The following is a 14,697-nucleotide window of genomic DNA, read 5'->3' on the forward strand; positions in this document are numbered from 1 at the left end:
TCGAAGGGCTTCTGCTCGGCGGTGGCCTGCATCTCGACGAACTTCTTGCCGCCGGTCATGACGAAGTTCATGTCCACCTCGGCGCGAGAGTCCTCCTCATAGCTGAGGTCGAGCATGATCTCGCCGTCCACGATGCCCACGCTGGTGGCGGCCACGAAGTCGCGGATGGGAGCGGAGGTCAGGGTGCCGGCTTCCACCAGCTTGCCCAGCGCCAGCCCCAGGGCCACGAAGGCCCCGGTGATGGAGGCGGTGCGGGTGCCGCCGTCGGCCTGGATGACGTCGCAGTCGATCCAGATGGTGCGCTCGCCCAGGTGGGCGAGGTCCACCACGGTGCGCAGGGAGCGGCCGATCAGGCGCTGGATCTCGTGGGTGCGTCCCCCGGTGCGTCCGCGGGCGGCTTCGCGGGGCGTGCGGGTCAGGGTGGAGCGGGGGATCATGCCGTACTCGGCGGTGATCCAGCCCTTGCCCGAGTTGCGCATCCAGGAGGGCACCGCTTCATCCACCGAGGCGGTGCAGATCACCCGCGTGTTGCCGACCTCGATCAGGCACGAGCCCTCGGCGGTGGAGATGAAGTCGGGCTCGATGTTCACCGGCCGCATCTGCTCCAGGGCGCGGTTGTCGGAGCGGTAGACCATGACGGTGGGATTCTAACTGAAGGAGGCAGGAGGCAGGCGGCAGGACGCAGGTTTTTCGCCTGCATCCTGCTTTCTGCTTCCTGCTTCCTGTTACCTAGGCGCCGATATCCACGTGGCGGACGTTGCCGATGGAGTGGCCCATGAACATCTCGCCCTGGCGGCGGAAGCGCTCCACCGAGTCGGTGGCGAAGAAGCGCATGCGCGGCATGGTGCGCTGTTCGGCGGGCTTGATGGTGGGCAGCATGGGCGGCAGCTTGGCCAGCTCCTTGACCGCGGCATAGGCGGTCGATTCGGCCGAGTCCACGATCTCCACCCGCCACGGCGCGACCCCGCGCAGGATCTGCTTGATGAGCGGATAGTGCGTGCAGCCCAACACCAGCGTGTCCGGGCCGGTCTTGGGGTCCTGGAAGAACTCGTCGAGGTAGGTATGGGCCACGGTCTGGGTCACGCTGTGCTCGATCCAGCCTTCCTCGATCAGGGGAACGAACAGCGGGCACGCCTTCTCCAGCGCCATGACGCCGCGGGCGGCGAGCGCGCGCTGGTAGGCATGGCTGCCGATAGTGGCCTCGGTGCCGATGACCAGCGCGGTGCGGTGCAGGCTGGCTGCCGCGGCCCGCTCGGCGCCCGGCTCGATGACGCCCAGCACCGGGATCTTGACCGCCTTCTTGATCGCCTCCAGGGCCAAGGCGCTGGCGGTGTTGCAGGCAATGACCATGAACTCGGCGCCTTGTTGCTGGAGGAAGCTCACGGCCTCGAGCGCAAACCTGGCGACCGTCTCCGGCGACTTGGAGCCGTAGGGCAGGCGGGCAGTGTCGCCGAAGTAGAGGTAGTCGGCGTCGGGCACCAGGCGCACCAGCTCCTTGAGCACGGTCAGCCCGCCCACGCCGGAATCGAAGACACCGATGGTTGGTCGTCTGCTCACTGCATCGCCTTTACCAGATCGTTGACGGCGTTCACATCATAGAACGACATGAGGTCGGCATGACCGGCTAACGTCTCCCTCTCCTTGCCATCCACCAGGATCTTGACCTTGGTGACGCCGGGGACATTGGCGGCGAGGGTCTGGACGAGCGAGGCCACGGTCAGTTCCTCGACGAAGACGCCGGAGCGGTGGGCGTCGGCGAACTCGGCGGTGGTATCGATGACGGCGATGCCGCCGTTCAGCAGGTACACGTCCCTCACGTCCGCGCCCGGGGCCAGGGCGTGCGGCGACGGCTTGGTCAGGTAGGCGCCGACCAAGGCGCGCAGGACCTCGCGGGCCCGCAGGTTCGGCTCCTCCGGGAGCGCCACCTGGGCTTCACGGGGGCGGATGACCCCGTCCTCGTCGAATGCGATGAACAACACCACGTTCTTCTTGGGGCCGGAGACCGGGGCCGCGATCGGCCGGGTGTCGGGCGGCGGGGCGCCGCTGCGCTCCGCCCGGGCCTTCAGTTGCAGCATGTAGAAGCCGGCGCTGAACATGGCCACGATCAGCACGATGGCGGTGATCTGTACGTGCCGGGGGATCATTTCGCCGCCTCCACCACCGCGCGCGCGCCGGCGATCCCGGACGCGATCGCGCCCGCCACCTGCTGCTGGTAGTTCGCGGAATTCAGCGTGTCCACTTGCGAAGCGGGCACGGAAACCTCTACGGCGATGGCCGCCGCGGTAAGGTTGTTGAGCGGCCGGACCGGAGCAGCGACCACCGCGCTCGGCATGTCCCGCTTTCCGATCTCCTCGGCTACGGCATTGGCGAGCGCCCTGCTGGCGACGGTGTGGCCGGACTGCGCCATCTCCCAGGGCACGAATAATCGCTGCTGGGCGGAGGCGGCGGGCAGCATGGCGGTGTACACCCGCACGCCGGTGCCGAGAGTGGCTGCATGGAGCGCCACATAGACGGCGGCGCGCGCGGCATTCACCGTGTCGGCCCGCTGCTCCAGGGAGACGGCCGCGTCGGAATCGCGCAACATGAGGGTGTTGATCCCGCGCGCTTGCAGTTCGCCGCGAAGTTTCCGCGCGAAGGCCAGAGTCACATCTTTCTCCACCAGCTTGTCGCTGAGCGTGGCGCCACGCTCTTCCCCACCGTGGCCGGCGTCCACCACGACGAGGTAGGCGGGATGTCCGGCTGCTGCTGCCATTCCGGCCGCCGCTCCGGGCGACGGCAGCTGCGCTCCGGGCGCACTCTCCGCTGCTGGAACCTGGGGTGTTGCCGCCGGGGGAGGAGGCGCGGGCGGAGGCGCCTGCGCCGCTTGTTGCGGAGCGGGGATGATGCGGATGGTCTTTCCCCCGTCGGCAAAGGTCGCCATCACCGGCGCGTTCGCCTGGACAGTCACCTCCGCTGTGCCATTGGATTCGGTGAAATGGGCGCCCGGTGTCAACTTTTCGTCCATGAACTGGAACGTCCCGGTATCGGAGACGATCGGCTCGCGGGTGAAGGTCATGCGCAGCTTGCCGGGTTCGGTGCTGATGGTGGGATTCACCGCTTCGGAGAAGCTCAGCACCATGCCCTCCCCCTTCTTGACTTCGACGGTGAAGCGAGTGGCGGTGTGACCCACGAAGATCCTTCGCGAGGCGGTATGGAAATCCACCCGGCTATCGAGCAGCCTGGAGAGCAGTACGGGGAGGGAATGCAGGGGGATGAGTCCGTGCTGCCCGTCGAGGAGGAAGGGCGCCGTCAGGTCGATGCGCTGCCGGCCGATGCGGCCGTGGGTCTGGCCTGGCTGGAAGGTGCATTCGACATGGTTGAAGCGCAGCCGGAACTCATGGTCGTCGACGCGGGCGCTGACTCTTCCCAGCGGCTCAACCGCCTGGGGCAGGGAGACGTAATCGTCATTGCCATGTTCCTGCACCGGCAGGGTATAGCTGACGCGCGGTGCGTACACCGTGGCCCGCTTCTCCTCGGCCGAGCGCAGCCCGGTCGCCACTAGCGTCACCGCCAGCAGTGCCGCCACAACCGCCCGCTCAATCCAGCGCATAGATGGTCAGGCCCGACAGCAGCTTGGGATAGAAATCGGTGGATTTTTGCGGCATCACCTCGCCGGCGAAAGCGATGTCCCGTACCTGCTCCACGCGCACCGGCCTCATCAGGAATGCGACATTGGCGCCCGCCCCCACCCGGGCCACCGCCTCCTTCGGATCGCGCAGGTACTCGATGTTCTTCTGCTCGCGGATGGATTGCTCGGTCAGTCCCAGCACCGATTCCAGCAGCACCTTGTGCAGGCGTACGACGTCGAGTTCCGCCTGCATCCGGGAGAGCCCTGCCAGGGCCGGGTGGGTGGCCTCCGCCGGAGCACGCAGCAGGAACTTGTTGCCCCGGGTGACTGCGACCAGGGCGGTCCCGTCGCCCGCACGCTCCAGGGCGGCGGTCGGATGCTCCGGGTCGAAGCGCGACGTGATGTCTTCGACCGGGAAAAACGTACGCGCGACCCGCACCATCTCGCCCGGCTGGAAATTCTCCAGCCCGTGTACCACCCGATGGGTGGGCAGGACCACCAGCCCGGGCGCGTCCATATTGACGAAGGTCATCATCACCCGGTCATAGGGCTGCTCATCGTCGGCCACCCCACTGCGGGCCCGCCGCTCGTCCCGATAGGCCAGGGCGGTCTCGTAACGATGGTGGCCGTCGGCGATGACCAGCTTCTTCTCGGCCATGGCCCGCTGTGCCGCCCTGACCCTCTCCGGGTCCGATACAGGCCAGACCCGATGGACCACCCCGTATTCGTCTGTAACCTCGATGGCGGGCGGGGAATCGAGAGATAAATGGACTTCCACTGCGCCCTGGGGGTCGGAATAAAGCATAAAGAGCTGCCCGAAGTGCGCGCGGGTGCAGCGCAACAGGTTCAGGCGGTCTTGCTTGGGACCGGAGAGGGTCTGTTCGTGACGGAAAACCACCCCGGAGTCATAGGGCTCGATCTGCCCCAGGCCGATGAAGCCGCGCCGGGTGTGGCGCAGACCGTCCAGACAGAATTCCTGGCTATAGGCGTAGAGGCCGGGAGCGTCGTCCTGGTGCAAGATGCCTTCGCCGCGCCAGGCCCGCAGATGGTCGGCCGCCCGAGTATAGACGTTGTTTTTGTCATCATCCCCGGGTTCCTTCTTGCCCAGGATGATGCGCACCAGGTTGTAAGGACTGGCGGCGTAGTAACGCTCCTGCATGGCCGGGGTGACCTTGTCATAGGGCTGAGTCACGACCAACTGGACCGGCACGCGCCCGGGGTCAAATCGCAGAGCCCGAAAGGGGAAGATTCTGGCCATGGGATGAGAACTCACGATTCTAGCGCGGGGAGCGGGAGTGAAAAAAAGGAAAACCGGCCGCCGTCCCGAGACATCTCACAATCAATACTCGCACCCGCGGTCATTCATAAGAACGGTTTTCGCGCTGTGATACCATCGATCCAACAAGAGGATTCTATGGCCCGCTTCAGGAGCCTCGGGCCAGGGTTCCATCGTTCCCTGGGAAAGCGCGTTCATGGCGCGGTGCGGGCGAGCGCCGCGCTGGCGTTGTTGCTTGTCGGGGCGCTGGTGCTGGGCCCTGCGCTGCCGGCTGCAGCCCAATCGGCTACCTCCGAAGTGCACGTCACGCCGCGCAAGCAGCCGGAGAAGAAGCCGGCGGGAGAAGTCGATCCCAGCCTGAAGACCCATACCAAGCCCCTGATCGTGGACGTGGACCTGGTTCTGGTCAACGTGACCATCACCGATCCGATGAACCGCCTGGTGACCGGGCTGGAGAAAGAGAACTTCAAGGTCTTCGAGGGCAACCAGGAGCAGCAGATCCGGCACTTCTCCAGTGAGGACGCACCCATCTCGCTGGGTGTCGTATTCGACGTGAGCGGCAGCATGAAGAGCAAGATGGAGAGGGCCAAGGAGGCCGTGATCCAGTTCTTCAAGACCGCGAACCCCCAGGACGAGTTCTTCATGATCACCTTCTCCGACCGTCCAGAGGTGCTGGCGGACTTCACCCAATCGGTCGAGGACATCCAGAGCAAGGTGGTCTTCGCCGTGCCGCAAGGCCGGACCGCTATGCTGGACGCCATCTATATGGGCATCACCAAGATGCAGGATGCCCACAATCCCAAGAAGGCGCTGCTCATCATCTCCGACGGCGGCGACAACCGCAGCCGCTATACCGACAGCGAGATCAAGAACCTGGTCAAGGAAGCTGATGTCCAGCTGTACGCCATCGGCATCTACGACCCGGTTCCGCGCAGTGCCGAGGAGGCGGCCGGCCCTGCCATGCTGAGCCAGATCACCGAGGTCACAGGTGGCCGGACGTTCACCGTCGACAACCCCAATGACCTCGCCGACGTGGCCACCAAGATCGGCATCGAGCTGCGCAACCAATATGTGCTGGGATACCGTCCAAACAATGCAGCGCGGGACGGACGCTGGCGGAAGATCAAGGTCAAGCTGAATCCTCCCAAGGGCCTGCCCCAGCTCACGGTCTATGCCAAGACGGGATACTATGCGCCTTCGGAGTAGTGCACTCTTCCTGGTCATCCTGGTTACCCTCGTGTTCGGCTTCGCGGGCCAGACCGCGTTCGGCCAGCAGCAGCCCGACCCAACAGCCGGCCACGTACCGTTGCCGACGCCGCCAGCTGCGCAGAGTGGCGCCGCGCCGGCTGGTCAAAATGCGAATCCCGACGTAGTCGACAACAACGGCGTCTACAAGTTCTTCAAGAAGGTCGAAGAGGTCCAGCTCCATTGCACGGTCGTGGACCAGAAGCAACGCCTGGTCACCACGCTGGACCGGGCTGCGTTCACCGTCTATGAGGACGGACGGCCGCAGCAACTCACGTCCTTCCGCCGGGAGGACATCCCGGTGGCGCTGGGGATCGTAGTCGATAATTCCGGATCCATGCGGGACAAGCGCGCCGCGGTGAACCAGGCCGCGCTCAACCTGGTGCGGGCCAGCAACCCCCGCGACGAGATTTTCATCGTCAACTTCAACGACGACGCCTGGCTCGACCAGGACTTCACCTCCGACATCTCCAAGCTGCGGGAAGGGCTGGAACGCATCGAGTCCCGTGGTGGCACCGCGTTGTACGACGCCCTGGTCGCCGCCTCTGACCACCTGCAGAAAGGGGCCAAGCTCGACAAGCGAGTCATCCTGGTGGTGACCGACGGTGAGGACAATGCCAGCCGCGAGAGTCTGGAGCAGGCCATCCGCAAGCTCCAGGCCGAGGACGGCCCGGCGGTGTACTCCATCGGCATCCTGGGGGATGACCGGGAAGCCCACCGCGCCAAGCGCGCCCTCACGGCGCTGGCGCTCCAGACCGGCGGTGTGGCGTTCTTCCCCAAGGACATCACCGAAGTGGATAACATCAGCCGCGCGGTGGCGCACGACCTTCGCAACCAGTACACGCTGGGCTACAAACCCACCAACCCGCAGCAAAACGGCGGCTACCGCAGCGTCCATGTCGATGCCCACGCCGGCGGCTATGGCAAGCTCCAGGTCCGCACCCGCAGCGGGTACTATGCCGGCCCGGAACGCGCGTCGAATTGATCAGAGGAGACGCCCGGACGGGCGTCTCTACCCATAAGAATTCCTGTCATTGACCATCTCCTTGGTGGCCCATTACCCTGAATGGGAATGAAAACGGCCGAAGCTGCTCACCTGCGGGTCGCCGAAGAGATCACCGAGATCGTCGGCGAGACCCCGATCCTTCACCTCAAACGCATCGCTCCATCCAACGGCGCCGACCTCTACGCCAAGCTCGAGTACATGAATCCGGGCGGCAGCATCAAGGACCGCGCGGCCATCGGCATCATCAAGCGCGCCGAGGAGCAGGGCCTGCTTCGCCAGGGCTCCACCATCTTCGAGGCGACAGCCGGCAACACCGGCATCGGGCTGGCGCTGATCGGTGTCAGCCGCGGTTACAAGGTCGTGCTGTTCGTGCCGGAGAAGTTTTCCCAGGAAAAAGTGATGATCATGCGTGCCCTCGGCGCCGAGGTGACACGCACACCGGACGCCGAGGGCATGGAAGGGGCCATCCAGCGAATGCGTGAGGCCGCCGCCCAGACGCCGGGTTCCTTCATGGCCGCCCAGTTCGAGAACCAAGCCAATCCCGACTACCACTACCAGACCACAGGCAAAGAGATCTACGAGCAGATGGAAGGGCGTGTGGATGCCGTGGTCATCGGCGCCGGCACCGGCGGCACCTTCACCGGGGTGGCGCGTTACCTGAAGGAGCGCAATCCCAAGGCGCTCGCCATCGCCGTGGAGACCATAGGCTCGGTGCTGGGCGGCGGTCCCAAGGGGACGCACAAGGTGGAAGGCATCGGCGCCAGCTTCATCCCCAAGACCTTCGACGGCTCGCTGGCCGACCAGATCATCGCCGTCTCCGACCCCGACGCCTTCAACACCGTGAAGGAGCTGGCGGCGAAAGAGGGTGTGCTGGCGGGATCGAGTTCCGGGGCGAATGTCTTCGCCGCCCTCCAGGTGGCGCGGCGCCTGGGAAAAGGGAAGCGCGTGGTCACCATCATCCCCGACTCGGCGGAGCGTTACCTGTCGAAGAAGATCTTCGAGGGCGGGATCTGATGAAGAACGAGATGTGCGTGTCAGGGCACGCCTTCAGGCGTGCCATAAAGATCGGGACCGTGTGGCTTTAGCCGCTGGGCCAAAGCAATGTCGATACCGTCACGAAACTCGGATCCAGCAAGCATTCAGAGTGACGAGCGAACCTTCTTCGTGACTTCGAGCATATGGGGGCACAAATCGCTTTTTCAAAGCCAGCGGACCTGCGAGCTTTTCATTGACGTCCTCTACTCGTATCGCCGCCAAGGGCGCTACTTACTCCACGAGTTCGTCGTGATGCGTACTCATTTCCACGTTCTCCTCACAATGAACGCGAATCTGTCGGTTGAGAGGGCCGTCCAGTTGATCAAGGGTGGGTTCTCATTCCGCGCCAAGAAGGAACTCGGGATTGCGCAGGAGATCTGGGAGAAGGGTTTTTCGGACCACCGTATCCGGGATAGTGAGGAATATTCTGCGCGGAGGAAATACATTCATCTGAATCCTGTCGAGGCGCATTTGGCCCAAACATCTGAGGAATATCCGTACAGCTCCGCGCATGCCGGGTACGAGTTAGATGATCCGCCCCAGCGGCTAAAGCCGGTTTCGTTGGTGGCGGCCGGGAGGCACGCCTAAAGGCGTGCCCTGACACGAAAGGCGTGCCCTGACACGAAACGTCCTGAAGCCGGCGTCTTCTGAGGCAAGGACTAGGGAAACACCTTAGTCGGCGGCTGATACAGAGAGTGTCATAAGAAGGGAATCAATGAAGCACTCAAAGCACGGGTTCGCGACGCGGGCGATCCACGATGGCCAGGAGGCTGAGCCACTGACCGGGGCGATCGCCGTCCCCATCTATGCCACCTCCACGTATCTGCAGGACGAGCTCGGCAAGCCGCGCCAGGGATACGAGTACGCCCGCGTCTCCAACCCTACGCGCGACCGACTGGAGCAGAACCTTGCCTCGCTGGAGGGCGGCAGCTCGGCGCACGTTTTCGCCAGCGGCATGGCGGCGATCAACGCGCTCTGCACCACGCTGAAGGCCGGCGACCACGTGGTCTGCTCGCATAACGTGTACGGCGGTGTGCCGCGCCTGTTCAACCAGATCCTCACCAATTACCGCCTGGAATTCTCCTACGTCGATACCTCGGACCTGAACGCGGTGGAGCGGGCCGTCCAGCGCAATACCCGCTTCGTGTACGTCGAGACGCCGACCAACCCGCTGATGACCATCAGCGACATCGCCGCGATCAGCCGCATCGCCCATCGTCGCAATGTCCAGGTAGTGGTGGACAACACCTTCATGTCGCCCTATTTCCAGCAGCCCATCGCGCTGGGCGCGGACATGGTCGTTCACTCGACGACGAAGTTCCTGAACGGGCACAGCGACGGCCTGGGCGGGGTCATCGTCTGTACCCGGCCGGAACACGCCGAGGCTTTCCGCTTCATCCAGAAATCCGCCGGGGCCATCCTCTCGCCGTTCGAGTGCTTCCTGGTGCTGCGCGGGGTGAAGACTCTGGCCGTGCGCATGGAACAGCACGAAAAGAACGGCCACGCGGTGGCCCAGTTCCTGAACGGGCATCGCAAGGTTGAAAAGGTCTTCTATCCAGGACTGCCCGAGCACCCGCAGCACGAACTCGCCAAGAAGCAGATGTCGGGCTTCGGTGCGCTCATCACCTTCGAGAGCGGTTCGCTCAAGCACGCCAAGCGATTGCTCGCCAAAGTCCGGGTGTGCTCGCTCGGGGAATCGCTGGGCGGGGTCGAGACCCTGATCTCGCACCCCGCCACCATGACCCACGCCGCGCTGGGCGAGAAGGGTCGGAAGGCGATCGGGATCACCGATGGGCTGGTCCGCATTTCTGTCGGCATCGAAGACGTTGAGGACATCCTTGCCGACCTGGATGAGGCCCTGAAAGCGGTTTAGCGCAGGCGTCCGCTCCCAACCGAGCTTCAAGGTGAGAAGATAGAGCTGATGGACCGCGCGCGCTTCCTGCAGCTCACGGCTGAGGCGTTGGATAGCCTCCCCCGGCAGTTCCGCCAGCGCCTTCGCAATGTCGCAGTGCTGGTCGAAGATCACCCGCGAAGGCAGGGCGTTCGCGGTCGCGCGGGCCGTCCTCGCAAACTGTCTTCAGCCCCGGAGCGGTTGCTGATGGGCGTCTATGTCGGCGTACCGCTGACAAACAGGAGTGTCTTCGACGTGCCCACCGGCCCTGACCGCATCGTGCTCTACCGCCGGAACATCGAAGCCGTTTGCCGCGATGAGCGCGAGATCCGGGAACAGATCCGGCGGACCGTCATCCACGAGGTCGGACATTACTTCGGGCTGGACGAGCAACAGCTGAAGGACGTTTAACACTCAGAAGTAAGCTGGTCACATGTCCACGAATTCCCGTGAGTGGGACGCCGATTCGTACCACCGCTTGTCCAATCCTCAGTTCGCCTGGGGAATGAAGGTACTGGAACGCCTCGCACTGCGGGAGGACGAGCACGTTCTCGACGCCGGTTGCGGCTCTTGCCGGCTTACCGCGAAGCTGTGGGACCGTCTGCCGCGGGGCCGGGTGGTCGGCGTCGATCTGTCGCTCAACATGCTATGCCAGGCGGCGTCGCACACTGCTGGCCGGGTGCACCTGGTCCAGGCCGACCTGCAGCACCTGCCCTTCCGCGCCGTGTTCGATGGCGTCTTCAGCACGGCTGCGTTCCACTGGGTCCCCGACCACGCGCAACTCTTCCGGTCGTTGTTCGGCGTGCTGAAACCCGGGGGATGGCTGGAGGCTCAATGTGGAGGCGGTCCCAACCTGGCGGTCATCCATCAGCGTGCGCAAACGATCATCGATTGTCCGGAGTACCGTGAGTTTTTCGCCGGCTGGCGGCGTACCACGCATTACGAGACGCCCGAGACCTTCGAAGACAACATGCGGCGAGCGGGGTTCTCACGTATCAAGATCTGGCTGGAGCCGGCGCCGGCCCGACTGGCCGACGCGGAAGAATTCAAGCAGTACCTGGCCACGGTCACGCTCCGAGAACACACGGACCGGATCACCGACCCTGTCCTGCAGCAGCGGTTCCTCGACCAGTTGGCGATAAAGGCGTCGCAGGACGATCCGCCATTCGTCATGGACTACTGGCGGCTCAACATGTCGGCAAGAAAAGCCAACCACGGAAGACACTGAGGACGCGGAGGAGCTTTGGCTTTCTAGGAGACATTCTCTCCAATCCACCTCAGATAATCTTCGCTTCCGGCTTCCACCGGCACCACGACACATTCCGGCAGCTCGTAGGAGTGCAGCTCCTTGATCGCCGCCGTCACCTTATCCAGTGCAGTCGCCGTGGTCTTCACGATGCAAAGGAATTCTTCCGCGGCCTCGACCGCGCCTTTCCACCGATACACCGACTGAACGGGTCCGACGACGTTCACGCAGGCCGCCAGCTTCCGCTCCACCAGAGCCCAGCCGATCTCCTGCGCTTCGGTTTTCGAGCCTGTGGTTGTCAGCACGATTCTCTTATCAGTCATTTACAATCATCCGTTCTCGCGAAACGTGAAACGCGAAACGTGAAACGATATCACTAACCGCGCCGACGCTTGCATCTAACTCGGCTTCATAAAGAGAAAGCCATGCCCGCACAAATAAAATTCGGGACTTCCGGCTGGCGCGCCGTGATGGCGGAAGATTTCACCTTCGCCAACGTGCGGCGCGCGGTCAACGGCATCGCGCGCTACGTCGCCTCGGTCAAGCCCGCGGGCGCCCGCGTCGTGGTGGGGCGCGACCCGCGTTTTCTCGGGGAGACCTTCGTAGCCATGGCGGCGGACATCCTGGCCGGACACGGCATCACGCCGCTGGTGATCTCCGAGCCGGCGCCTACCCCGGCCATCGCCTACGAGGTCATGCGCGCCAAGACCGACGGCGCCATCAATTTCACCGCCTCGCACAATCCGCCGGAGTACAACGGTATCAAGTTCTCGACCCCCGACGGCGCCCCCGCCCTGCCGGAGTTCACCAGGAAGATCGAAGCCGCGATCGCCGAGATCGACGCAGATCCGGCCCTGGCCGCGCCCCCCCGTCCCCCGGCCGGCGTGAAAAAGGAGGAAATCGATGTCCAGCCGCCCTACCTGGCACGCCTGCGCGAGATCATCGACCTGCCGCTGATCAAGAAGTCCGGCCTGAAGATCGCCTTCGATTCGTTCTACGGCGCGGCCCGCGGATATCCGGACACCATTCTCCGCGACGCCGGCATCGACTGCGCCGTGGTCCACGACCGGCGCGACGTGCTCTTCGGCGGGCATGCTCCCGAGCCTGACGGCGAGTTGCTCAACGATCTCCGCGCGAAAATGAAAGAGACGGGCGCGCGCATCGGCATGGCCACCGATGGCGACGCCGACCGCTTCGGCATCGTGGATGGCGACGGCGTCTTCATCCAGCCCAATTACGTCATCGCGCTGCTGTTCGACTACCTGGTGGAGACGCGCGGCTGGCGCAATGGCGTCGCCAAATCGGTCTCCACCACCAACATGATCAACGCCCTCGCCGCCCACCACAAGGTCGAGCTGCACGAGACCCCGGTGGGCTTCAAGTACATCGGCGAGCTCATCAAGCAGGACAAGATCGCGATCGGCGGGGAAGAGAGCGCGGGCCTCAGCATCCGCCATCACGTCCCGGAGAAGGACGGCGTGCTCGCCGGGCTGCTCTGCTGCGAGATGGTGGCGCGCCGCGGGAAGCAAATCGGCGACCAATTGCGCGAATTATTTGCCAAAGTTGGTTCCTTTTACCCCCGGCGGGAAAACTTCCGCTTGACCCCAGAGGTGAAAGAGAAGTTCACTAGCAAGTTGAAGACGGAACCGAGCGGGTTCGCCGGCCGCCGGGTGGCGAAGATCGTCCGCACCGACGGCATGAAGCTCGTGCTCGACGACGGATCCTGGGTCTGCTACCGCCTGAGCGGCACCGAACCCGTGGTCCGCGTCTATTCCGAAGCGCGCTCGGAGAGCGACCTCAACAAGCTCGCGCCGGCCGCCAGGGACTGGATCTTCTCGTGATTTGTTGGGGCGCAGCTTCAGCTGCGCCATGCAATGTGAGACTTGAATTGAAAGCCCCTTCAGGGGCGGCACAAAGATGGGATTCACTCGCCGGATCGCCGACTGGTTCTATCGCGTGCGGCGCAAGCTCGCCACCGCGGGCATCGGCGCCCTGGCGCTGCTGTTGCTGCTGCACGTGGTCTTCGGGGCAAACGGCTTCCTCGCCTACCAGAAGAAGAAAGCGCAATACCGCGTGCTGGAACAGGACATCCAGAAGATCCAGAAGGAGAATGACGAGCTGGCGCAGAGGATCAACGCACTGAAGACCGATCCCGCGACCATCGAGAAGGAAGCCCGTGAGCAGTTGCGGTATGCCCGCCCCGGCGAGATGGTTTACACCTACCCGGCCCCCGCACAGCGCCCGGCGCCACCCGTCGCCGCACAAAACAAATAGCTGGTTCCCTAACTACTAACTACCAACTCCTAGAAAAACATTTCCCGGGCCAGCCAGGGTTTGCACTGGCACCATTGGCCGTCGCGCCTCTGAAACGTCCGGATGCCCCACTGGCTCTCGTTGCGCTGCTCGGGAGTCATCGACTCGAACAGTCTCCCTACTTCAGGTTCCATGGGCACGCACACCGGGTGCCAGCACCACAGCGCGATCGCCAGAAGCACAGCGAACGCGATTGCCAGGTATCCGGTCTTCATCCAGCCTTTTCTTCAGCAGACGACTGACGACTGACAGCTGACGACTGCTTCATCGCACCACTCCTTCCAGCGGCGAGCTGGCAGTGGCGTAGAGCTTCTTGGGCATGCGTCCGGCGAGGTAGGCCTGGCGGCCGCTGATTACGGCATTCTTCATCGCCTCGGCCATCAGGATGGGGTCGGCGGCGGCGGCGATGCCGGTATTCATCAGTACCCCGTCGTAGCCCAGCTCCATGGCGATGGCCGCATCCGACGCCGTGCCCACGCCCGCGTCCACGATCAGGGGCACGCCCGAGATCAGCTCGCGCAGGATCTGCAGGTTGGCCCGGTTCTGGATGCCCATGCCGCTGCCGATGGGCGCGCCCAGCGGCATCACCGCGCTGGCGCCGGCATCGATCAGCCGCTTGGCCACCACGATGTCGTCCGAGGTGTAGGGCAGCACGGTAAAGCCCTCTTTCACCAGCACCCGCGTAGCCTCGACCGTCGCCGTCACGTCCGGGTAGAGCGTGGCCTGGTCGCCGATGACCTCGACCTTCACCCAGTCCGACAGCCCGACCTCGCGCCCCAGCCGCGCGGCGCGGATGCACTCGTCGGCGGTGTAGCAGCCGGCGGTGTTGGGCAGCAGAAAGTAGCGTTTGGGGTCGATGAAGTCCAGCAGCGATTCCTTGCTGCGGTCCAGGTTCACCCGCCGCACCGCGACGGTCACCATCTCCGCCCCGCTGGCCTCGATGGCCCGCGCCGTCTCCGGCCCGTTCTTGTACTTCCCGGTCCCGACGATCAGCCGCGACCGGAACGCCTTCCCAGCAATGACAAAAAAGTCCATGTGGATATTGTAAACAGGTCTGCAGTCGCGGGTCACGGGCCGC

General features: G+C 64.3%; 16 protein-coding genes. 8 read left to right on the plus strand and 8 right to left on the minus strand.

Annotated elements, in window-relative coordinates:
• The 5 genes from rph to VMS96_08440 form a co-directional block, all read right to left on the minus strand.
• Positions 1-635, minus strand: a 635-nt coding sequence (rph, locus tag VMS96_08420; GenBank protein ID HVP43445.1) for a ribonuclease PH, incomplete at its 3' end; no start/stop codon positions are given.
• Positions 636-729: 94 nt separating this feature from the next.
• Complete coding sequence (gene murI / locus VMS96_08425) at positions 730-1,557, minus strand: glutamate racemase (protein ID HVP43446.1); 828 nt, start codon at positions 1,555-1,557, stop codon at positions 730-732.
• Positions 1,554-2,144, minus strand: coding sequence for a GerMN domain-containing protein (locus VMS96_08430; GenBank protein HVP43447.1), 591 nt, complete (start codon positions 2,142-2,144; stop codon positions 1,554-1,556). Before VMS96_08430 ends, murI begins: the two co-directional genes overlap by 4 nt.
• A complete protein-coding gene (locus tag VMS96_08435; protein HVP43448.1) occupies positions 2,141-3,565 on the minus strand; it encodes an N-acetylmuramoyl-L-alanine amidase in 1,425 nt (474 codons plus the stop codon). The genes VMS96_08430 and VMS96_08435 overlap by 4 nt, the downstream gene beginning before the upstream one ends.
• 10 nt (positions 3,566-3,575) lie before the next feature.
• Entirely contained in the window at positions 3,576-4,865 is a 1,290-nt protein-coding gene (locus VMS96_08440; GenBank protein HVP43449.1) for a DUF1015 domain-containing protein, read from the minus strand.
• Positions 4,866-5,021: 156 nt separating this feature from the next.
• Here VMS96_08440 and VMS96_08445 point away from each other — a divergent pair, with 156 nt between their 5' ends.
• From VMS96_08445 to VMS96_08470, 6 genes are all read left to right on the plus strand, one after another.
• A complete protein-coding gene (locus VMS96_08445) occupies positions 5,022-6,089 on the plus strand; it encodes a VWA domain-containing protein (protein HVP43450.1) in 1,068 nt (355 codons plus the stop codon).
• Positions 6,073-7,113, plus strand: coding sequence for a VWA domain-containing protein (locus VMS96_08450; protein HVP43451.1), 1,041 nt, complete (start codon positions 6,073-6,075; stop codon positions 7,111-7,113). The genes VMS96_08445 and VMS96_08450 overlap by 17 nt, the downstream gene beginning before the upstream one ends.
• 87 nt (positions 7,114-7,200) lie before the next feature.
• Positions 7,201-8,148: a cysteine synthase A gene (gene cysK, locus VMS96_08455; GenBank protein ID HVP43452.1), complete on the plus strand. Its 948-nt coding sequence runs from the start codon at positions 7,201-7,203 to the stop codon at positions 8,146-8,148.
• Between the two features lie 736 nt (positions 8,149-8,884).
• Entirely contained in the window at positions 8,885-10,042 is a 1,158-nt protein-coding gene (locus VMS96_08460) for a PLP-dependent aspartate aminotransferase family protein (protein HVP43453.1), read from the plus strand.
• A 48-nt stretch (positions 10,043-10,090) separates the two neighbouring features.
• Positions 10,091-10,471, plus strand: coding sequence for a metallopeptidase family protein (locus VMS96_08465; protein ID HVP43454.1), 381 nt, complete (start codon positions 10,091-10,093; stop codon positions 10,469-10,471).
• 22 nt (positions 10,472-10,493) lie between these two features.
• Positions 10,494-11,288 (plus strand): methyltransferase domain-containing protein, encoded by a 795-nt coding sequence (locus tag VMS96_08470; GenBank protein ID HVP43455.1) that lies wholly within the window; start codon positions 10,494-10,496, stop codon positions 11,286-11,288.
• Between the two features lie 23 nt (positions 11,289-11,311).
• Here the strand turns inward: VMS96_08470 and cutA are convergent, their stop codons facing one another.
• Positions 11,312-11,629, minus strand: a complete 318-nt coding sequence (gene cutA, locus VMS96_08475; protein ID HVP43456.1) for a divalent-cation tolerance protein CutA — start codon at positions 11,627-11,629, stop codon at positions 11,312-11,314.
• Positions 11,630-11,731: 102 nt separating this feature from the next.
• Here cutA and VMS96_08480 point away from each other — a divergent pair, with 102 nt between their 5' ends.
• Positions 11,732-13,147: a phosphoglucomutase/phosphomannomutase family protein gene (locus VMS96_08480; GenBank protein ID HVP43457.1), complete on the plus strand. Its 1,416-nt coding sequence runs from the start codon at positions 11,732-11,734 to the stop codon at positions 13,145-13,147.
• 76 nt (positions 13,148-13,223) lie between these two features.
• Entirely contained in the window at positions 13,224-13,580 is a 357-nt protein-coding gene (locus VMS96_08485; GenBank protein HVP43458.1) for a septum formation initiator family protein, read from the plus strand.
• A 29-nt stretch (positions 13,581-13,609) separates the two neighbouring features.
• On the opposite strand, the gene VMS96_08490 is transcribed toward VMS96_08485, so the two are convergent.
• On the minus strand, positions 13,610-13,834 hold the full coding sequence (locus VMS96_08490; GenBank protein HVP43459.1) for a hypothetical protein: 225 nt from the start codon (positions 13,832-13,834) through the stop codon (positions 13,610-13,612).
• 49 nt (positions 13,835-13,883) lie between these two features.
• Positions 13,884-14,654: a thiazole synthase gene (locus VMS96_08495; protein HVP43460.1), complete on the minus strand. Its 771-nt coding sequence runs from the start codon at positions 14,652-14,654 to the stop codon at positions 13,884-13,886.
• Positions 14,655-14,697 lie beyond the last annotated feature (43 nt).

The sequence above is a fragment of the Terriglobales bacterium genome (assembly GCA_035543055.1).
Classification (GTDB): Bacteria; Acidobacteriota; Terriglobia; order Terriglobales; family Acidobacteriaceae; genus JAIQFD01.